17 protein-coding genes, 3 tRNA genes and 3 rRNA genes are annotated in these 20,341 nt (G+C 31.0%); 5 read left to right on the top strand and 18 right to left on the bottom strand.

Annotated elements, in window-relative coordinates; translation table 11 throughout:
- Nucleotides 1-93 precede the first annotated feature (93 nt).
- The gene (locus AELL_RS04965; RefSeq protein ID WP_118916881.1) at nucleotides 94-1,104 is read left to right on the top strand and encodes a phospholipase A; all 1,011 of its coding nucleotides are present in this window, start codon (nucleotides 94-96) and stop codon (nucleotides 1,102-1,104) included.
- 4 nt (nucleotides 1,105-1,108) lie between these two features.
- Here AELL_RS04965 and AELL_RS04960 read toward each other — a convergent pair whose 3' ends face one another.
- From AELL_RS04960 to AELL_RS04930, 7 genes are all read right to left on the bottom strand, one after another.
- Nucleotides 1,109-1,558, bottom strand: coding sequence for a cytochrome c family protein (locus AELL_RS04960; RefSeq protein ID WP_118916880.1), 450 nt, complete (start codon nucleotides 1,556-1,558; stop codon nucleotides 1,109-1,111).
- Nucleotides 1,559-2,140, bottom strand: a complete 582-nt coding sequence (locus AELL_RS04955; protein WP_118916879.1) for an NUDIX domain-containing protein — start codon at nucleotides 2,138-2,140, stop codon at nucleotides 1,559-1,561.
- A 50-nt stretch (nucleotides 2,141-2,190) separates the two neighbouring features.
- Nucleotides 2,191-3,375 carry a sensor histidine kinase gene (locus AELL_RS04950; protein ID WP_118916878.1) on the bottom strand — a complete coding sequence of 395 codons (1,185 nt, stop codon included), beginning with the start codon at nucleotides 3,373-3,375 and terminating at the stop codon, nucleotides 2,191-2,193.
- Nucleotides 3,368-4,027, bottom strand: coding sequence for a response regulator transcription factor (locus AELL_RS04945; protein ID WP_118916877.1), 660 nt, complete (start codon nucleotides 4,025-4,027; stop codon nucleotides 3,368-3,370). Before AELL_RS04945 ends, AELL_RS04950 begins: the two co-directional genes overlap by 8 nt.
- Before the next feature lie 62 nt (nucleotides 4,028-4,089).
- Nucleotides 4,090-4,668, bottom strand: a complete 579-nt coding sequence (locus tag AELL_RS04940; protein ID WP_226806019.1) for a hypothetical protein — start codon at nucleotides 4,666-4,668, stop codon at nucleotides 4,090-4,092.
- Nucleotides 4,669-4,946: 278 nt separating this feature from the next.
- On the bottom strand, nucleotides 4,947-5,447 hold the full coding sequence (locus tag AELL_RS04935; protein WP_118916875.1) for a YajQ family cyclic di-GMP-binding protein: 501 nt from the start codon (nucleotides 5,445-5,447) through the stop codon (nucleotides 4,947-4,949).
- A 41-nt stretch (nucleotides 5,448-5,488) separates the two neighbouring features.
- Nucleotides 5,489-6,721 carry a uracil-xanthine permease family protein gene (locus tag AELL_RS04930; protein ID WP_118916874.1) on the bottom strand — a complete coding sequence of 411 codons (1,233 nt, stop codon included), beginning with the start codon at nucleotides 6,719-6,721 and terminating at the stop codon, nucleotides 5,489-5,491.
- A gap of 120 nt (nucleotides 6,722-6,841) precedes the next feature.
- Here AELL_RS04930 and upp point away from each other — a divergent pair, with 120 nt between their 5' ends.
- Entirely contained in the window at nucleotides 6,842-7,462 is a 621-nt protein-coding gene (upp, locus tag AELL_RS04925) for a uracil phosphoribosyltransferase (protein WP_118916873.1), read from the top strand.
- Here upp and AELL_RS04920 read toward each other — a convergent pair.
- The 11 genes from AELL_RS04920 to AELL_RS04870 form a co-directional block, all read right to left on the bottom strand.
- Nucleotides 7,459-8,220, bottom strand: coding sequence for a Rossmann-fold NAD(P)-binding domain-containing protein (locus AELL_RS04920; protein WP_118916872.1), 762 nt, complete (start codon nucleotides 8,218-8,220; stop codon nucleotides 7,459-7,461). The two genes, upp and AELL_RS04920, sit on opposite strands and share 4 nt — an antisense overlap.
- Nucleotides 8,221-8,604 (bottom strand): DUF423 domain-containing protein, encoded by a 384-nt coding sequence (locus AELL_RS04915; RefSeq protein WP_118916871.1) that lies wholly within the window; start codon nucleotides 8,602-8,604, stop codon nucleotides 8,221-8,223.
- Between the two features lie 15 nt (nucleotides 8,605-8,619).
- Entirely contained in the window at nucleotides 8,620-8,898 is a 279-nt protein-coding gene (locus AELL_RS04910) for a hypothetical protein (RefSeq protein ID WP_118916870.1), read from the bottom strand.
- A gap of 12 nt (nucleotides 8,899-8,910) precedes the next feature.
- Nucleotides 8,911-9,357, bottom strand: coding sequence for a phosphoribosyltransferase (locus AELL_RS04905; protein WP_118916869.1), 447 nt, complete (start codon nucleotides 9,355-9,357; stop codon nucleotides 8,911-8,913).
- 13 nt (nucleotides 9,358-9,370) lie between these two features.
- Nucleotides 9,371-10,663 (bottom strand): NCS2 family permease, encoded by a 1,293-nt coding sequence (locus tag AELL_RS04900; protein WP_118916868.1) that lies wholly within the window; start codon nucleotides 10,661-10,663, stop codon nucleotides 9,371-9,373.
- Between the two features lie 63 nt (nucleotides 10,664-10,726).
- A tRNA-Thr gene (locus AELL_RS04895) sits at nucleotides 10,727-10,802 on the bottom strand.
- Between the two features lie 173 nt (nucleotides 10,803-10,975).
- Nucleotides 10,976-11,091, bottom strand: a 5S ribosomal RNA gene (gene rrf / locus AELL_RS04890).
- A 204-nt stretch (nucleotides 11,092-11,295) separates the two neighbouring features.
- Nucleotides 11,296-14,208: ribosomal RNA gene (locus AELL_RS04885) — 23S ribosomal RNA — on the bottom strand.
- Nucleotides 14,209-14,527: 319 nt separating this feature from the next.
- Nucleotides 14,528-14,603: transfer RNA gene (locus tag AELL_RS04880), tRNA-Ala, on the bottom strand.
- A gap of 31 nt (nucleotides 14,604-14,634) precedes the next feature.
- Nucleotides 14,635-14,711 (bottom strand) — tRNA-Ile (locus AELL_RS04875).
- Nucleotides 14,712-14,792: 81 nt separating this feature from the next.
- Nucleotides 14,793-16,310 (bottom strand): 16S ribosomal RNA (locus tag AELL_RS04870).
- The 16S, 23S and 5S rRNA genes sit together here with 3 tRNA genes alongside, the layout of an rRNA operon.
- Before the next feature lie 538 nt (nucleotides 16,311-16,848).
- Here AELL_RS04870 and AELL_RS04865 point away from each other — a divergent pair.
- From AELL_RS04865 to AELL_RS04855, 3 genes are read left to right on the top strand one after another with little or no spacing between them, the layout of a single operon-like run.
- Entirely contained in the window at nucleotides 16,849-18,225 is a 1,377-nt protein-coding gene (locus AELL_RS04865; protein WP_118916867.1) for a phosphomannomutase/phosphoglucomutase, read from the top strand.
- 2 nt (nucleotides 18,226-18,227) lie between these two features.
- Nucleotides 18,228-19,100 carry a UTP--glucose-1-phosphate uridylyltransferase GalU gene (gene galU / locus AELL_RS04860; protein WP_118916866.1) on the top strand — a complete coding sequence of 291 codons (873 nt, stop codon included), beginning with the start codon at nucleotides 18,228-18,230 and terminating at the stop codon, nucleotides 19,098-19,100.
- The gene (locus AELL_RS04855) at nucleotides 19,101-20,333 is read left to right on the top strand and encodes a glucose-6-phosphate isomerase (RefSeq protein ID WP_118916865.1); all 1,233 of its coding nucleotides are present in this window, start codon (nucleotides 19,101-19,103) and stop codon (nucleotides 20,331-20,333) included.
- Nucleotides 20,334-20,341: the final 8 nt, after the last annotated feature.

Raw genomic sequence — 20,341 nt, 5'->3', positions numbered from 1 at the left:
CGATTATATCATTAAAACTCTTTTATAAAGTATAAAAATTTATATATAATAATTATTGATGTAAAATAAAATAAAAAAATAAAATGGTAATTTATGAAAAAAATCTTCTCCTTAATTATTTGTACTTTTTCCTTTGCTGAAGATATAAATAGCATATATCAAGAAGCACAAAATCAAGAAAATCTTGGAAATTATAAAGAGGCTATGCTTTTGTATAAAAAAGTTGCAGATACAAATATTTCAAAAGAAGATAGATATATTCTAGACTTAGCTAAAAATCAAGAACATAGAGTCGAAACTTTTACAACAATGAAAAAAGAGTTTTATCAAAAACAGATTGATAAAATAAAAGATAAAGAGACTGATGAAAGTTTAGAACAACTAATTACAAAAGATTTTAGTTTATATCCATATAAAAAAAATTATCTATTACCTGTAAATTATAATTTTAATGATATTGAAAATAGAAATAATGTAGAAACAACATTTCAAATAAGTGTTGAAAAACCTATTTCATATAATTTTTTAGGTTTAAATGAATCTATTAGTGCTGCATATACACAAAAATCTTTTTGGCAAACTACAGAGGATTCTTCTCCCTTTAGAGAAACAAATTATGAACCAGAAATCTTTATACAATTTCCATACAAAGAAAACTCTGTTTTAAAAGCTTATAAAGTATCAATAATGCACTCTTCAAATGGAAGAAATGATGAAAATTCGAGGTCTTGGAATAAAGTTTATTTAGAAGGTTATTACCAATTTGCAAATCTTTTTTTAGTTCCAAAAATTTGGTATAGAATCCCTGATGATAAAGGAAGTGATGATAATCCTGATATTGAAGATTATTATGGATATGGAGATTTAACTTTATTATATGCTTATAAAAAACATACCTTTGAATTACTCTTAAGAAATAATCTAAAGTTTAGTGAATCAAATAAAGGAGCAGTTGAACTAAACTGGACTTTCCCTCTTCCAGAATTTTTATCAACAAAAAATACCTATGGAATGTTACAACTATTTTCAGGATATGGAAACAGTTTAATTGATTATGATAGAGAAATAAATAAGATTGGTCTTGGAATAGCTTTTTCTAGATAAAAAGCTATTTTTTTAGATTTTTAATATAGTAATAAATAGCTTCTATCTCTTCTTCAACTAAAAAGTATGTAGGCATTACGTTTGCATAATAAATCAATTTATCACAAACTTGTTCTTTATCAAATTTGAAATTTGGATTCTTTTTTGAATTAACTTTTACAGAAAATATCTCATACTCTATATCTTTAATATCAGGAGCAACTAAACTACAATTATAGATTTTTTTATCATGTTCTTGTTTAAACTCAACAATTTTTTTACCCCTTGCATCATCACCATGACACTTATTACACCCTATTCCTCTTGGGTTATTATAAAGCATTTTTCCATACTCATATTTTGTAATAAAAGAGTTATTAATATCTAATTGTTCCGGAGTTGGAGCAGGTGTAATTTGTTCTTCTGCATTTAAAATTAAAAAAAATATTGTAAGAAAAAAAATTAATTTTCTCATTTATAGTCCTAACTCTTGTCTATTTTTTAAAAACCAATAGAAACTAAACATCAATCCAGGTGTTTTAGCTTTTTCTTCATCAAAAAGAAAATTATCACATTCACTTAAAGGTAAAAAATGTAACTCTATTTGTTCATCATTTACTCCACCACCATTGTGAATTTTCATTGATTCATCAATTGAAGCAAAATATAAATGTTGTCTTCCACCACTAATTCCTACATTTGTATAAAAAGAGCTGATTTTCAAAATATTATCAATATGAACTTTATATCCACACTCTTCATCTATCTCTTCTATAACAATCTCTTCAATAGATTTATTTTTATCAATCAATCCAGCACATAACTCATAAGTAAAAGTTTTTGTTTTATCATTTAGATAAACTGGTGCTCTAAATTGTTTAACTAATAAAAAAGCCTCTTTTTCTTTGTGGTATAAAAGTATTGCTACACTATCATGGCTTCTTACCGCTTCCCAAGTTTTTGCTTTTCCATTTTGAGAAAATGTAACTTTTACAGGGTGAATAAACTTTGTATCTTTTAATTCAGAAATCTTAAAATCTTCAATTATATTTATCATAAATAATCTTTTATAAATTTTTTCGTATTCTAACAAAAAAAATATTCATTTTACTTTTGTAAAAAATCTTTAATAACAATTGAAGAAAAATCTATACTAAAAGTGGTTTCTTTATCAATTTGTGACTTTAAATCCAATATTAAATCATATTCATCACAAACTCTTTTTACTATATCTAAACCTATTCCAAAACCACCTTCAATATTATTTCCTCTTTTATACCTTTTAAAAATCTCTTTTTGTTCTTCCTGACTTATTCCTATTCCAAAATCTTTTACTTTTAAAATATTTTTTTCTAAAACAACTTCTATAATAGAATCTTTTTTACTATACTTTATAGCATTTGAAAGAAGATTATTTACAATTTTTTGGGTTTTTGTTTTATCCATTTTTATAAAACAATCTTGTAAATTTGAACTTATTGTTATATTTTTTGTAATAGAAATATCATTAAAAAACTCTACACTTTCACTTACTAAATCTTTTAGATTAAACTCTTCAAATACATCTTCATTTAACTCATTAAAAGCTGAGAAATGAATATCATTATAAATTTGTGAAATCTGTTTAGAACTGCTTAAAATATATTTCATCATTTTTTGAGGATTTTTTCCATTTTTAAGCATCGAAACTGAAGTCATCAAAACTGAAATTGGTGTATTTAATTCATGGGCTGAATCTTTTATAAACTTATCCATAGCTTCAACTCTTTGTCTAACAGGATTTAATAAAATTTTTGATAATAAATATCCTATACAACCAATAAAAATTGCACTTAAAAATAAAATTACTAAAATAAAAATCTGTAATTTATTTTTATTTTGAACCTCTTGACAAGTCTCTAAAACAATATATTTTATAGGAATATTCTCTTCATCTAAAGTTGTAATAAAATAGTTATAAAACTCATTTACATAACTATTTTTTGAAAAATCAACATCAAATTTTTCATCTAAATAAGAAAAAATTACTTTTTTATCTTTATCAAAAAGTCCATATTTTATATTTATATTTGAAAGTTTATTTGGATTAAATTTTTGATTTTTCATATGTCTATTTATAATTTCATTTTTTATATGCATTGAAGCATTATGTAATTCCATAGAACAACTCTCTTCAAGCATTTTTGTTTCATTTTTGTAATAAATGTACAAAATAACACCTATTAATAAAATTGCTGAAACTATATAAATAGTTAAAAAGCTAATTAATGCTTTTTTTTCATCTCTATTCAAATCTATATCCTATAGCTCTTATTGTTGTAATTTTTTCTTTACCAATAATTTCTCTTAAATTTTTTATATAAACTCTAATTGTGGCATCAGTTGGCATTTCATCATATACCCAAATATTTTGAAGTAACTCCTCATTTGAAATTACTCTACTTTTATGTGTACAAAAATATTTTAAAATATCTCTTTCTTTTTGAGCAAGACTTATTACCTTATTTTCTTTAAAAATTTGACAAGTTTGAGGTTCAAAAAATATATTTTCATCTATTTTAATTTTACTATTCTGCTCTATTAAAAAATGTCTACAGAGTTTTAAAATTCTTTGGTCTAACTCTTCTAAATCAAAAGGTTTTTTAATGTAATCATCAACGCCATTTTCAAAAGACTCTTTTAGGTGTTTTGTATCTTGATAAGCTGTTAAAATTATTATTGGAATATTATTTTTATACTCTTTTCTAACTCTTTTTAAAACTTCTATTCCTGTTATACTTGGTGTATTTATATCAAGTAAAGCAATATCAAACTTATTATCAATTAAAGCTTCTAAGGCTTCTTGACCATTTGTACATAAAACAACTTCATAACCTAAATCTAACAAATGTTCGTTTAATAAATCACTTAAAGCAATATCATCTTCTAATAACAAAACTTTCATATAAAAATCCTCATATATAATTTTTATTATATTAAAGTTTTGTTTATTTAGTGTGTATGTGCTTATTTAATTAATTTAAAAAATCTTAAAACTTTACCTTGAATAATTACATATAAAACTGAACAAATAAGGGCAATTATTGTTCCAAAAACTATTCCTATTTTTTCGTAGGCAAAATAAACAACCAAAGAGTAAATAACAACTGAACTTAGCCCATAAGGTGTGTTTTTTATAATAGTTCTTGCTTGAAACCTACTATGTCTAAAATGAATTATTAACATCAAAGGTAAAAGAATCGTAGGGAAAGATGAAAAAATTCCAGCTATATTTGATGGTACATATTTTGGTAAACTTGAGATTATTAAAAATATCGAAATAGTCAAAAGTGACCTAAAAAATATATCACTTATTGAAGTTTTAATTTTTTTATCAATAGCAAAGTTCTCTTTTTTTGCAAAATATATAGTTGCAATTAACATTAAAGTTATTACAATAACTGGCGTTAAAACCACGTGCGGTGGAATATTTGATAAAATAAATGCAATAAGTAAATATGAAATAAAAGAGATTAATAAAGATAAAAATATCTCAAATTTTCCTTTATAAAAAGTACTTATATAATAACCAATAGAAAAAGCCAAAGCTGCAAAAAGTCCATGAATATTATATAAAGCAACTTTTGTTACATAATCAACACCATTTTCTATTGCAAAAAATAAAAGAGTAATAGCACTTCCAACAGGAAGTCCAGATAAAATCCCTGAAATTCTAGGACTTACTTTTTCAGCAATATAACTTAAACTTAAAACAAGTGATACAACTGCGATTGATTTTATTATTAATAGTTCTATAATTCATCCTTTAAAATAAAGAATGAATTATATATTAATTACACATAAATTATATATAAGTGAGATTTTTATTTGAAGTTATCAAAAACTAAAGGAGCTTTTAGTTCTAAACTTCTTAGGTGTTTCATAATTGTTTGTAAATCATCAATGTTTTTCCCAGTAACTCTTATTTCATCACCTTGATTTACAGCTGTTACTTTTAATTTTAAATTTTTAATTTCTGTTTGAATTTTTTTTGCTTCATCTTTTTCTATACTATCAACTATTTTAAAAGTATATTTTCTATTTCCACCACTTGAGTCCTCTTTTTTTATCTCTTCTAAAGAGTTAATAGAGATTCCTCTTTTATTCATTTTTGAAATTAAAATGTCCATCATTGCATCGATTTTATTATCACTTGAAGAGACTAATATTAAAGTTTTTGCTCCAATATTCAAATCAATCTCTTTACTTATTCCTTTAAAATCATATCTGTTATCAATCTCTTTTTGAGCTTGAATCACTGCATTTTTCATCTCTTGCATATCTAATTTTGCTGAAATATCAAATTGATGTTCTTTTGCTGCCATTATTATCCTTTTCAATTATTTCATTAAATTCTAACATTATTTTATAAAGCTTTCGGTAAAACAAGATTTAAGAAAATTCCAACCATTGCTCCAAGACCAATTCCAGCAAAAGGAACTCCACCAAAATTAAAAGTCATTCCACCAATTGAAAACACTAAAATCATAGAAACAATTGCCATATTTCTAGGACAAGAAAAATCAATATTAGCCTTTGATAATGTACTAATTCCTAAAGTTGCAATTATTCCAAAAAGTAACAACATGATTCCTCCCATAACTGGAACTGGAATAGTTGCAAGAATTGCTCCAAGTTTTCCAACAAATGCTAATAAAATTGCACAAATTGCTGCCCAAGTCATAATTGCAGGATTGTAAGCTTTTGTAACTGTTACTGCACCTGTTACTTCTGAATAGGTTGTATTTGGTGGTCCACCAAAAAGTGAAGCAACTGAAGTTGCTAATCCATCACCTAAAAGTGTATTTTTTAAACCTGGTTTTTTTAAATAATCATGTTTTGTTACACTTGAAATCGCTAACATATCACCAATATGTTCAATTGCAGGAGCAATAGCAATTGGTAAAATATAAATTATTGCTTGCCAATTAAACTCTGGTGCTACAAAATTTGGCATAGAAAACCAAGCAGCTGTTGAAACTTTTGAGAAATCAATCAATCCAAAATATAAAGAAATAATATAACCTGAGACAATTCCCATCAAAATAGGAACTAATTTAAAAATTCCTTTTCCAAGTAAAGAGACTAAAATAGTAACAATTAATGCAATCATTGAAATAACTATTGCTTGGTCAAATGGTACTAATTGAACTGCACCATCACCAGTTTTCCCCATCGCCATATTAACTGCAACTGGAGATAAAATAAGACCAATTGAGATAATTACAGGTCCAACAACAACAGAAGGAAGAAGTTTGTGTAAAAATTCATCACCTTTTAATCTAATTAAAAAACTTAAAAACACATATAAAAATCCAGCAGCAACAAGTCCTGACATGGTTGCAGGAATTCCCCAAGTAGCAACACCATAAGAAATAGGTGCAATAAAAGCAAATGAAGAAGCTAAAAAAATTGGTGGAACACAATTTCTATTTACAAATTGAAAAACCAAAGTTCCAATCCCAGCTGTAAAAAGTGCAACATTTGGGTCAAGTCCCGTTAAAATTGGCACTAAAACAAGTGCACCAAAAGCTACAAATAAAAATTGTAAGCCCAAAATTGAATCTTTAACTCTAAAGTTATAGTCTGTAGGTTTCATTTATACCTCTATTTTTTTTATGGCGTTTATAGTAGCAAATTATCTGTATGAGCAACTTTAAATTTATGTATAACTTATAAGCAATTTTTTTGTAATATAAAATTTTTAAAAGGAATTAAAATGTATAAAGAAAGCACTAATGTAGTAGTTAAACATTTAGTTAATAGATTAAGAGATGTAAGAACAACTTCAAATGAATTTAGATTAACAATTGAAGAGATTTCAAGAATTTTAGCGTCAGAAGCTTTAAATGATTTCCCAACAATAACTCAAAATATAAATACTTGGCAAGGTCCACTTGATGTTGAAGTTATTGAAGTTCAAAAACTTGTTCTTATTCCAATTTTAAGAGCGGGTGAACCAATGCTTACAGGAATTTTAAGAACCCTACCTTATGCAAAAAGTGGATTTTTAGCAATGAAAAGAGATGAAGAGACATCTTTAAGTAAACTTTTTTATGAAAATATCCCAAATTTAGAAAATAAAACTGTAATTTTACTTGATCCAATGGTTGCAACTGGTGGTTCTTTAATTGATGGAATAGAATACTTAAAAAGTAAAAATGCTAAAAAAATTATAACTTTAAATATAATTGGTTCACCATATGGTGTAAAAAAAGTTACAGAAGCTCATCCTGATGTTGATATGTTTATAGCACAAATTGATGAAAGATTAGATGAAAATAACTACATAAGACCAGGTCTTGGAGATGCAGGAGATAGAGCTTTTAACACTCACTAAAACTCAAAAGGATTTTCATATTTATATGTAAATCCTTCTTTTTCTATTTTAGTTCCATCTATTAATCTATTTAAAAATTTTTCACTTTCTAAAAAAATGGGTTTTTCAAAACCATACTTTTTTGAATTAAAACTATAAATTTCCTCTTTTGTTGGATGTGTATTTGAACAAAGATTAAAAATTCCAGAAATATTTTTATCAATTACAAATTTTGTAGCATTTATAACATCATTTCTATGAACAAAATTTATTGGTGTTTTGGGAAACTCTATAACTTTATTTGCACTTCTTTTTCCAAAATATCTACTTCCACCAACAAGCCCTGCAACTCTAAAAATTACATCACTTTTATCTTTTATCAAATTTTCAGCTTCAAAAACTATTTTTGAACTAGGCTCATTTATTTCATAATCTTCAGCAAATAAACCTTCAATATTTGGATAAATTGAGGTTGAACTTATAAATATGATTTTTTCTATCTCTTTTATTTTTTTAGAAGAATAAATTTTATTTAAAAAAGATAAATAATCTTCAAATTTTGAGGGAGGAAAATTTATAAATAGATAGTTTGTATCAAGTAATTCATCTAAAAAAGTAAGATTTTCTTCATTTAAAATATATGAATCAAACCCCTCTTCTTCATATATTTTTAGTTTATCTTTGGTTCTTGAACTAACTTTTATTTTAAAATCATTTTTTAAAACATTAGCTAGTTCAAATCCTAACCAACCTGCTCCTAAAATAGTTAAAGTTTTCATCTAATCTTTTAAAATTCCATAGCATAAAGTTAACCATGCAATAATAAGTAAAGTTCCACCAATTGGAGTAATTGCACCAATTATAGGCATATTTAAAATTGTTAAAAAATATAATGAAAATGAAAAAATTATCATTCCAATTAAAATAAGCCATAATGAAATATAAATTCTTTTTTCAGGTTTTAAACTATAAATAAATATTCCAGCAAATAATCCTAAAGTATTGTAAAATTGATACTCTACTCCTGTGTGATAAATATTCATCATATGTTCATCTAAAATTGATTTTAAACCATGAGCACCAAAAGCTCCCAACGCAATTCCTAAAGCCATCATAAAAGAGGCAATTGCTAAAAATTTTTTAATTCTGTTATTAAGTATCATCTTTAATCCATAAATCTATTTTTTTGTTTTTTCTTTTATTGATTTTTTCTTTGAAAAACCTGCACCTTTTTTCTCTTTTTTTTCCAACTCTAAATCATTTATTAATGTTTTAAAATCTATCTCTTCTTTGTTCATTTTTGCAAAACAAGTTGCAATAACAGCAATTGTATTTGGTACACGTTTTTTCTTTTTGTATGCTTGAATATTTTTTTCACTAACTTTAATAAGTTCTGTAAACTTTGGAATACTCATTTCAGCATCTAAAAGTAATTTTTTAAAATCAATAAAAGTCATAATATTTCCTATTTATTTAACATCGACTTCCCAAAAGAAATCAATCCATTCATTTGCTTCTCTTACACAAAAATCAGGTTGCAAAACAGCAGTTTTTTTGTAAAACAACGTTGCTAATTTAAACTCAACTGTTGGGAACCTCTCTTTTAAAACTTTTAAAATTTCTCTCATAGTTTCACCAGAATCAACTATATCATCAACAATCAAAACCTTTTTTGCGTGTGATACATCAGGAATATTAAAAATATTAAATGTATCAAGTTTTAATTCACCTTCATAATGAATAGAATTTAATGTATATAAATTTCTCATGTCAAGTGCTTGTGCCATCAAATGAGAAAGAGTTAATCCTCCCCTTGCAACTGCAAGTAAAATTTCTGGTTCAAAATCTCTACACTTATCAACTAAAATTTGTGTATCTTTTTTAAATAACTCATAACTATAATATAATTTTTCCAAATAAAAATCCTTTTTAAAAAATAAATGCTAATGCACTAATAAATGTAATAACTAAAATACCAATATTCAAATCTTTATACTCTTTTTTTACTAATTTAATAATAGTAAAAATCAAAAATCCAGCTGCAATTCCATTTGTAATTGAAAAAGTTAAAGGCATTAAAATAACTATTAAAAAAGCTGCTGCACTTGTGGCTAAATCTGTCTCTTCAAAATTTATTTTTCCAAGTTCAGTAAACATTAAAACTCCAACTACAACTAATACTGGATAAATTGCATTTGAGGGAATTGATTTAAAAAGTGGTAACATAAATAGTGTTGTTATAAATAATAAAGCTGTAAAAACTGCTGTTAATCCAGTTCTTCCACCCTCTTCTACACCACTTGCACTTTCTATAAATGCAGTTGTTGTAGAAACTCCTAATAAACTTCCTCCAACTGTTGCAATAGCATCTGCTTCTAGTGTTTTTTGTAATGATTTATCATTTTTATTATTCTCTTGAAATAGATTTGCTCTTGTTCCAACACCAGTTAAAGTTCCTAAAGTATCAAACATATCAGTAATTAAAAATGTAATAATAACAGGTAATAAAGATAAAGATAAGGCACTTAAAATATCTAATTTTAAAAATATTGGAGAAATTGAAGAAGGAACTGAAAAGAAATCAGTTGGTGTAGTATTAAGTGAAAAACTCCAAGCAACAATTGAAGTTATTGCAATAGATAAAATAAATGCACCTCTTAGTTTATAGGCATAAAAACTAAAAGATAAAATTAAACCTAAAACTCCTAATAAAACATTTGAATTTGAAAAATCTCCAAGAGTAACTAAAGTTGCTTCATTTGAAACTATCATTCCCATTTGTTTTAAACCAATAAAGGCAATAAATGAACCAATTCCAGCACTAATTGCACGTCTAAGACTCATTGGAATTGAAGTCATAATCCAAATTCTAAAATTAGTTAAAGATAATAATACAAATAAAATACCAGATAAAAAAACAATACCTAAAGCTGTTTCCCAAGGTATTTTCATACCCAAAACAAGCCCATAAGAAAAATAAGCATTTAAACCCATTCCAACACTCATTGCAATTGGTGTGTTTGACCATAATGCAGAAAATAGAGTTGCAAGTATTGTTATCAAAGCTGTTGCAGTTATTACAGCATCAAGAGGAAGACCTGCATCTGATAAAATAAAACCATTAACAGGAACAATATACAACATTGTTAAAAATGTAGTAAAGCCTGCATAAAATTCTTTTGAAATTGAGGTATTATGTTCTTTTAATCTAAAAAAATTCATAAAGATCCTTTTAATAAAATTCTTATATAAAAATATTTTGGAAATAAATTTAAAAAAGTCAAATGGTGCTTACAATCGGAGTTGAACCGATAACCTCTTCCTTACCATGGAATTGCTCTACCATTGGAGCTATGTAAGCAAAAAAAGAAAGAATAATATCAAAAGAAAGTAAAAATAGTGATAAAAAGAAAAAGCAAATAATTAAATGGGGAAAAGGCTAGGTGTTTAGGGGGTGTAAAAAAAAAAGCTTCTTCCAAGAAGAACTTGAGTAAGGAGTTCAAATTGGAAAAAGCTTTGTGTGTAAAACTCAAGAGCTGGCAGCGGCCTACGTTTCCACCAGGGGACCCGGCAGTATTATCGGCGATGAAGTGCTTGACTTCCAGGTTCGGAATGGGACTGGGTATTTCCACTTCTCTATAGCCACCAGCAAAGTTGAGTGAAAAAAGTAAGAAGAAACATAAAGAAAAATTCAATATGTAAATACTCTTTACACTCAACTCGTTTAGGAGTTAAGAAAAAATAATGTTAAAGTCTTTGCTTCTTAAAAAAATTGACATTTTTTCAAGGTAACGCTAAACACAATATATTAAATATAAGAAATATATTTAATAAGATAGTAAACCAAAGAATTTGTAAATAAGCCAAACGTTCTATTAGTACTGGTCAGCTAAACGCCTTACAACGCTTACACATCCAGCCTATCAACCAGCTAGTCTTGCTGGGAACTTCAGGGAAAGTTAATCTTAGAGTTGGCTTCGAGCTTAGATGCTTTCAGCTCTTATCACATCCGTACGTAGCTACCCAACGATGCTCTTGGCAGAACAATTGGTACACCAGTGGTACGTTCATCCCGGTCCTCTCGTACTAGGGACAAATCTCTTCAACTTTCCTACGCCCACGGAAGATAGGGACCGAACTGTCTCACGACGTTCTGAACCCAGCTCGCGTACCGCTTTAAATGGCGAACAGCCATACCCTTGGGACCTACTTCAGCCCCAGGATGCGATGAGCCGACATCGAGGTGCCAAACCTCCCCGTCGATGTGAGCTCTTGGGGGAGATCAGCCTGTTATCCCCGGCGTACCTTTTATCCTTTGAGCGATGGCCCTTCCACACAGAACCACCGGATCACTATGACCGACTTTCGTCTCTGTTCGACTTGTATGTCTCACAGTCAAGCTAGTTTATGCCATTATACTCAACTGGCGATTTCCATCCGCCATGAACTAACCTTTGTAAGCCTCCGTTACTTTTTAGGAGGCGACCGCCCCAGTCAAACTACCCACCAGACATTGTCCTGATACAAGATAATTGTACGCAGTTAGTAACTCAAATATTCAAGGGTGGTATCTCAAGGATGGCTCCGACTCTACTTGCGTCTAGTCATCATAGCCTCCCACCTATCCTGCACATGAATATCCAAGCTACAGTGTCAAGCTGTAGTAAAGGTGCACGGGGTCTTTCCGTCTTTCCGCGGGTAGGAGGAATTTTCACCTCCACTACAATTTCACTGGATCCCTGGTTGAGACAGCTCCCATCTCGTTACGCCATTCATGCAGGTCGGTATTTAACCGACAAGGAATTTCGCTACCTTAGGACCGTTATAGTTACGGCCGCCGTTTACTCGGGCTTCAATCAAATGCTTCGCTTGCGCTGACATCATCAGTTAACCTTCGAGCACCGGGCAGGCGTCACACCTTATACATCCACTTACGTGTTAGCAAAGTGCTGTGTTTTTGGTAAACAGTCGGGAGGGACTCTTTGTTGCAACCTCTTTCGCTTTTTGAAGCAAGTTCATATACAAAAGTAGGCACACCTTATACCGAAGATACGGTGCTAGTTTGCAGAGTTCCTTAACCAGGGTTCTTCCACGCGCCTTAGAATACTCATCCCACCCACCTGTGTCGGTTTACGGTACGGGCAACATATAATATACTTAGTGGCTTTTCTTGGCACGACAGTATCATCGATTCTCCATCTCCTCCGAAGAGTGTCAAGAGCCTGTAAGATCTCGGCCTAACGTTACCCGGATTTGCCTAAGTAACAGCCTACGTCCTTCGAGCCACTATTCCATCAGTGACCTCGATTAACTCTATGCGTCCCCACATCGCGCTTATATGTTGGTATTGAAATATTAATCAATTTGCCATCGTCTACCCCTTTCGGACTCGACTTAGGACCCGACTAACCCTACGATGACGAGCATCGCGTAGGAAACCTTGGGTTTTCGGCGTTGAGGATTCTCACCTCAATTATCGCTACTCATGCCTGCATGCTCACTTCTATCCGCTCCAACGCTCCTTACCGGTACATCTTCTACGCTGAATAGAACGCTCTCCTACCACTCAATTAAAATTGAATCTAAAGCTTCGGTGTACATCTTAGCCCCGTTATATTTTCCGCGCAGAATCACTAGACCAGTGAGCTGTTACGCTTTCTTTAAAGGATGGCTGCTTCTAAGCCAACCTCCTGGTTGTCACAGTAACTCCACATCGTTTTCCACTTAGATGTAACTTAGGGACCTTAGCTGTTAGTCTGGGTTGTTCCCCTCTCGACGATTGATTTTATCACCCACCGCCTGACTCCTGTGATTCCACATATGGTATTCATAGTTTGATAGGGTTTGGTACCGCGGTAAGCAGCCCTAGCCCATTCAGTGCTCTACCCCCATATGCTACAACACAAGGCTATACCTAAATATATTTCGGAGAGAACCAGCTATCACGAAGTTTGATTGGCCTTTCACCCCTATCCACAAGTCATCCGGAGACTTTTCAACGCCTATCGGTTCGGTCCTCCACTGGCTCTTACACCAGCTTCAACCTGCTCATGGATAGATCACTTCGTTTCGGGTCTGCAGCATCTGACTAAATCGCCCTATTAAGACTCGCTTTCGCTACGGCTTCGTACTTGACTTAACCTTGCCAGATACCACAACTCGCAGGCTCATTATGCAAAAGGCAGTCCATCACCCTGATAAATCATAGGGCTCTGAATGATTGTAAGCTAATGGTTTCAGGTTCTATTTCACTCTCCTCGCTGGAGTACTTTTCACCTTTCCCTCACGGTACTTGTTCACTATCGATCTGTAAGTAGTATTTAGGATTGGAGGGTGGTCCCCCCGGTTTCAGTCAAAATATCACGTGTTCCGACCTACTCAGGATACCATTAGAGCTATTGAGAATTTAAATTACAGGAGTTTCACCTTCTATGCTACACTTTTCCAAGTATTTCATCTATCCTCTTTAGTCTCACGTTATGGTCCTACAACCCCCAATGCAAGCATTGGGTTTGTCCTAATCCGCTTTCGCTCGCCGCTACTGACGGAATCTCGTTTGATTTCTCTTCCTCTGGCTACTGAGATGTTTCACTTCACCAGGTTAGCTCCCCGTAGGGTAACATATATCTCTATATGCTGGGTTGCCCCATTCAGAAATCCCCGGATCAAAGCTCTTTGGCAGCTCCCCGAGGCTTATCGCAGCCTAATACGTCTTTCATCGCCTCTTACAGTCTAGGCATCCACCATTAGCCCTTAATAGCTTATTAATAAATAGAGTTAAACTCTATCGCATTTTTGATAATATTCTTTGGCTACTATCTTATTAAACATATTATTTAAAATATATCCAATAAAATAATGTTGTGTTCTATCTAATTTCTTAGATATGAAATTTTTTTTGTTTTAAATTATTTAATCTATATAAAAATCTCTTTTTATATCTATTATTTAATTCTTACGAAAAAATTAAAGACTTTAACATTATATTTTTAAATATCGTTTTGATTTTGAAAATCAAATATAAATTCAATCTCTTATTGAACTTATATTTAACTTCTTAAATCTGATGAACTTATTAGTTATAGGTGGTGGAGAATAGCGGGATCGAACCGCTGACCTCCTGCGTGCAAAGCAGGCGCTCTCCCAGCTGAGCTAATTCCCCAACCTAAATTAATCTTTACTAGATTATTTAATGGTGGGCCTATCAGGACTTGAACCTGAGACCTCACGATTATCAGTCGAGCGCTCTAGCCAGCTGAGCTATAGGCCCCTTTACTACCTATTTAAATAATCTTTATAAACCGAATATAAAATCTCTGGAAGTAAGAAACGAATCTTACTTCTCTCTCTGAAAGGAGGTGATCCAACCGCAGGTTCTCCTACGGTTACCTTGTTACGACTTCACCCCAGTCGCTGAATCCACTGTGGAAGGTAGCTACTTTAGCATCCCCGCTTCGAATGAGTTCAACTCCCATGGTGTGACGGGCGGTGAGTACAAGACCCGGGAACGTATTCACCGTAGCATAGCTGATCTACGATTACTAGCGATTCCAACTTCATGTAGTCGAGTTGCAGACTACAATCCGAACTGGGAGATATTTTTGAGATTTGCTCCACGTCACCGTATTGCTGCTCTTTGTATACCCCATTGTAGCACGTGTGTAGCCCTGGACGTAAGGGCCATGATGACTTGACGTCGTCCTCACCTTCCTCCTACTTGCGTAGGCAGTCTCCTTAGAGTTCTCAGCCGAACTGTTAGCAACTAAGGACGAGGGTTGCGCTCGTTGCGGGACTTAACCCAACATCTCACGACACGAGCTGACGACAGCCGTGCAGCACCTGTATATAAGTTTCTGCAAGCAGACACCAATCTATCTCTAGAAAGTTCTTACTATGTCAAGTCCAGGTAAGGTTCTTCGTGTATCGTCGAATTAAACCACATGCTCCACCGCTTGTGCGGGTCCCCGTCTATTCCTTTGAGTTTTAATCTTGCGACCGTACTCCCCAGGCGGTACACTTAATGTGTTAACTGCATTACTGCAAGGTCGAGCCTCACAACAACTAGTGTACATCGTTTAGGGCGTGGACTACCAGGGTATCTAATCCTGTTTGCTCCCCACGCTTTCGCGTCTCAGCGTCAATAATGTTCCAGTAGATCGCCTTCGCAATCGGTATTCCTTCTGATCTCTACGGATTTTACCCCTACACCAGAAATTCCATCTACCTCTCCCACATTCTAGGTATACAGTTTCAAAAGCAGTTCAATAGTTGAGCTATTGGATTTCACTTCTGACTTATATACCCGCCTACACGCTCTTTACGCCCAGTGATTCCGAGTAACGCTTGCACCCTCCGTATTACCGCGGCTGCTGGCACGGAGTTAGCCGGTGCTTATTCATATAGTACCGTCATTATCTTCCTATATAAAAGGAGTTTACGCACCGAAATGTGTCATCCTCCACGCGGCGTTGCTGCATCAGACTTTCGTCCATTGTGCAATATTCCCCACTGCTGCCTCCCGTAGGAGTCTGGACCGTGTCTCAGTTCCAGTGTGACTGATCATCCTCTCAAACCAGTTAGGCGTCATAGCCTTGGTGAGCCATTACCTCACCAACAAGCTGATACCATACAGACCCATCCTTAAGCACTAAAGCGTTTCCCTTGCATACTTATGTATTAAAGGCATATAGGGCATTAGCAGTCGTTTCCAACTGTTATTCCTTTCTTAAGGGCAGGTTATCTATACATTACTCACCCGTGCGCCACTTAGCTGACAATTATAGCAAGCTATAATCCGTTCTCGTTCGACTTGCATGTGTTAAGCACGCCGCCAGCGTTCACTCTGAGCCAGGATCAAACTCTCCATAAATTATAGAGTTTTTGAAACTGACAAATTTTATAACTCTTCAATTACAAAATTATCACTCAAATTTTATAGACAAGTATTTGTTTTACCAAATTTTCTTGTTTTTATATTTTTTAATATTTATTCTTATTTTTAATCTAAATAAACATAGATTTTTTATAAGAGTTCTATATTCGGTTTATAAAGATTACTTTACAAACTTTCATTCATTTTTAAAGATCATTCCAGACTCGATTGAATCGTTTCTCTTCAAGCTTTTCGTTTGAAGCGTTCCAGTCAAATTGGACGGGAATTATAATAGATTTTTATTTACTTGTCAAGAGCTTGCACCTAAAATGTAGCTTAAATTTTTAAATTTATGGTTTTTTATCTCTTTTTTTGGTTTTTGCTAGGTTTTACTTGTGGATTTTCAAAAATTTATACTTATTTCTTTTCTTTTTACTTTTTTTCCACAATTTTTATTAAAAATGCCATATAATAACAGTCCTAAATTTGTAAAATACAAAATTTGACTATATATAACAATGGAGAAATACATATAATGAGCGCATCTATTTTTAGAGAATATGATATAAGAGGAATATTCAAAAAAGAATTGAATGAAGATGTTGTAAAGAAAATTGGTTTTTACTTAGCTAAAGCTTTACAAAAAAAAGTTCCAACTGCACAATATATTGCTGTTGGTTATGATGCAAGACTTCATTCTCCTACTTTAAAAAATTGGCTTACTTCAGGGATAAAGAAAGCTGGTTTAGAAGTTCTTGATATGGGACTTGTACCAACACCTGCAAATTATTTTGCAAATTTTACAGATTTTGACAGTTTGAAATGTGATGGTTCTGTAATGATTACAGGTTCTCATAATCCACCAGAATATAATGGATTTAAAATTACTTTAGATAAAGATCCATTTTTTGGTGAAGAAATTTATGCACTTGGAAGAGAAATCCTTGCAGACAATTCAACTATACCAAATGATGAAACTACAATTTCAATAGATTCAAAAAATAGATATATTGATTATATAGTTAAAAATTTCTCTCATTTAAAACTTGAAAACAAAAGATTTGTTTTTGATTGTGGAAATGGAGTTGCTGGTGTAGTATTAAGAGAAATTCTTGATAGATTAAATATCAAACATAAAATTTTATTTGAAGAACCAGATGGAAATTTCCCAAATCACCATCCAGATCCAAGTGATGAACATACACTTGAAGATATAAAGAAAGAGTTAGCAACTGGTGAATTTGATTTTGGTTTTGCTTATGATGGTGATGCAGATAGAATTGCCCTACTTTCTCCAAAATATAACTTTAAAGGAGATATCTTAGCTATATTCTTCTCTAAATTTATAAAAAATCCAACTGTTATTGGTGAAGTTAAATGTACTCAAGTTATGTATGATACAATTAATACATATGGAAAAGCTATTATGTATAAAACTGGTCACTCAAATTTAAAAGTTAAAATAAAAGAAACAAATGCAGATTTTGCAGCTGAAGTTTCAGGGCATTTATTCTTTAATGATAGATATTTTGGATATGACGATGCAATTTATGCAACATTTAGAGCTTTAGAATTAATTGACCAAAATTTTGATTTTGATAAAGAGTATGAAGCTTTACCAAAAGTTTATTCAACTCCAGAAATCAATATCACTGTTACAGAAGAAACAAAATTTAAAATCATTGATGATTTAAAAAATGCTTTAACAAATCCGCCTGCATATTTCCCAAAAATCAAAGATATAATCACTGTTGATGGGATAAGAGTTATATTTGAAAAAGGTTGGGGATTAGTGCGAGCTAGTAACACTACACCAAAATTAGTAACTAGATTTGAAGCAGATACACAAGAAAATGCTAAAATATACGAAAATGTTTTAATTAAACTATTTGAAGAAATAAAAGGAAAATAAAAATGAGTAAAGAAAATCCAATCAAAAAATGTCTATTCCCAGCTGCTGGGTATGGTACAAGATTTTTACCTGCAACTAAAGCAACACCTAAAGAGATGTTACCAGTTTTAACTAAACCACTTATTCAGTATGGAGTTGAAGAAGCACTTGCTGCTGGTATGGATACAATGGCTGTTGTAACAGGTAGAGGTAAAAGAGCAATTGAAGATCATTTTGATATTTCTTATGAACTTGAACATCAAATTAAAGGTACAAGTAAAGAACATTATTTAACAGAAATTAGATCTGTTATTACTAAATGTACTTTCTCTTATACTAGACAAATTGAGATGAAAGGTTTAGGTCATGCTATTTTATGTGGAGAAACTTTAATTGGTGACCAACCTTTTGCTGTTTTACTTGCAGATGACTTATGTGATGCTCCAAATAAAGGTGTTTTAGCACAAATGGTTGATTTATATAAAAAATATCACTGTTCAATCGTAGCTATTGAAGAAGTTCCAAAAGAAGAAACAAATAAATATGGTGTTATTGCTGGGAATGAAATTGAACCTGGAATTTTTATGGTAAAAGATATGGTTGAAAAACCTGAACCAGAAGTTGCACCTTCAAATCTTGCAATTATTGGAAGATATATTTTAACTCCAGATATTTTTAATATTATTAGAGAAACAAAACCAGGTAAAGGTGGAGAAATCCAAATTACTGATGCTTTATTAACTCAAGCAAAAAAAGGTATGGTTTTAGCTTTCAAATTTGAAGGACAAAGATTTGACTGTGGAAGTATTGATGGATTTGTAAAAGCTACAAACTATTTTTACGATAAAGAAACAAAAAAAGAAGCAGCAGCAAAAAAAGAGACTGGAGCAAAATAAGTGAAAAATAACCTATATTATCCGCAAGTATCATTAAGTGATGAAGAAATCTTTGCAGAAATAAAAAAAGAAAGAGAGCATATAGGTTATTACTCTCTTCCTTATGAAGATACTACTTTTTTAAAAGCTAAATTAGATAGTCTGAATTTTACTCAAAAACAAATAGCTATCATTGGAATTGGGGGAAGTACTTTAGGAACTTATGCTATTTATAATTTTATGAAATATAATAAGCAACATAATAAAACTCTAAAAAAAGAGCTTTTTTTCTTTGAAAGTACAGACCCTGTTAACTTAAATGGAACATTAAGCCAAATTAATTTAGAAGATACATTATTTATCGTAATTTCAAAATCTGGGACTACAATAGAGACTATTTCTATTTTTAAATATTTAATGTCAATTACAAAAATTGATAAATCAAACTTATTAATAATTACAGAAGATGATAGTAAGTTAAATACTTTTGCAAAAGCAAATGATATTAACTCTTTTGATATTCCTAAAAATGTTGGTGGAAGATTTTCTGTATTATCTAATGTTGGATTAGTGCCTTTATATTTAGCTGGATTTAATATTGATGAATTATTAAAAGGTGCAAAAAAAATATCAACATCTTTTTTTGAACAAAATGATTTATATGACCATTTAATCAAAAAAGCAAGAACATATTATGAATATAAAGATATTTACAATGTAAATGCGATTTTTTCATATTCTCAATTATTAGAAGGATTTAATAAATGGTATATTCAACTTTGGGGTGAAAGTCTTGGAAAAATTGATGTAAATAATACCAATCAAGGTTTAACTCCAATTGGACTTTTAGGACCAGTTGACCAACACTCTTTCTTACAATTAATTGTTGAAGGGAAAAGAGATAAAACTGTAACATTTATAAAAATCAAGGATTTTAAAGATAATACAAAAATTGCTCCAATTACTTTAGAAGGATTGGAAGATTTAGATTACATAAATAATCTTGATTTTAAAGAACTTATCAATCTTCAAGCAGATGCTACAATTGCTTCTGTTAAAGAGTATAAAAAAGATATTCCAATAGATTTAATTGAAATTGAAGAGATTAGTGAATATGAAATTGGGAAACTATTATTCTATTATGAATTATTAACTTCAATTGTTGGAAAATTCTTAAGAATAAATACTTACGACCAGCCAGGTGTTGAAGGTGGTAAAATTATTTTAAAAGAGATGTTAAAAACAAAAAATTAGGAAATATC

This window comes from Arcobacter ellisii (assembly GCF_003544915.1).
GTDB lineage: Bacteria > Campylobacterota > Campylobacteria > Campylobacterales > Arcobacteraceae > Aliarcobacter > Aliarcobacter ellisii.
This window is presented reverse-complemented; position numbering and strand designations above follow the sequence as displayed.

What these genes read in the sequence shown, in the direction of transcription:
- AELL_RS04965 (WP_118916881.1), top strand. Translation starts at nt 94, where the DNA reads ATGAAAAAAATCTTCTCCTTAATTATTTGTACTTTTTCCTTTGCTGAA.
- AELL_RS04960 (WP_118916880.1), bottom strand. Translation starts at nt 1,558, where the DNA reads ATGAGAAAATTAATTTTTTTTCTTACAATATTTTTTTTAATTTTAAAT.
- AELL_RS04955 (WP_118916879.1), bottom strand. Translation starts at nt 2,140, where the DNA reads ATGATAAATATAATTGAAGATTTTAAGATTTCTGAATTAAAAGATACA.
- AELL_RS04945 (WP_118916877.1), bottom strand. Translation starts at nt 4,027, where the DNA reads ATGAAAGTTTTGTTATTAGAAGATGATATTGCTTTAAGTGATTTATTA.
- AELL_RS04935 (WP_118916875.1), bottom strand. Translation starts at nt 5,447, where the DNA reads ATGGCAGCAAAAGAACATCAATTTGATATTTCAGCAAAATTAGATATG.
- AELL_RS04930 (WP_118916874.1), bottom strand. Translation starts at nt 6,721, where the DNA reads ATGAAACCTACAGACTATAACTTTAGAGTTAAAGATTCAATTTTGGGC.
- upp (WP_118916873.1), top strand. Translation starts at nt 6,842, where the DNA reads ATGTATAAAGAAAGCACTAATGTAGTAGTTAAACATTTAGTTAATAGA.
- AELL_RS04920 (WP_118916872.1), bottom strand. Translation starts at nt 8,220, where the DNA reads ATGAAAACTTTAACTATTTTAGGAGCAGGTTGGTTAGGATTTGAACTA.
- AELL_RS04915 (WP_118916871.1), bottom strand. Translation starts at nt 8,604, where the DNA reads ATGATACTTAATAACAGAATTAAAAAATTTTTAGCAATTGCCTCTTTT.
- AELL_RS04910 (WP_118916870.1), bottom strand. Translation starts at nt 8,898, where the DNA reads ATGACTTTTATTGATTTTAAAAAATTACTTTTAGATGCTGAAATGAGT.
- AELL_RS04900 (WP_118916868.1), bottom strand. Translation starts at nt 10,663, where the DNA reads ATGAATTTTTTTAGATTAAAAGAACATAATACCTCAATTTCAAAAGAA.
- AELL_RS04865 (WP_118916867.1), top strand. Translation starts at nt 16,849, where the DNA reads ATGAGCGCATCTATTTTTAGAGAATATGATATAAGAGGAATATTCAAA.
- galU (WP_118916866.1), top strand. Translation starts at nt 18,228, where the DNA reads ATGAGTAAAGAAAATCCAATCAAAAAATGTCTATTCCCAGCTGCTGGG.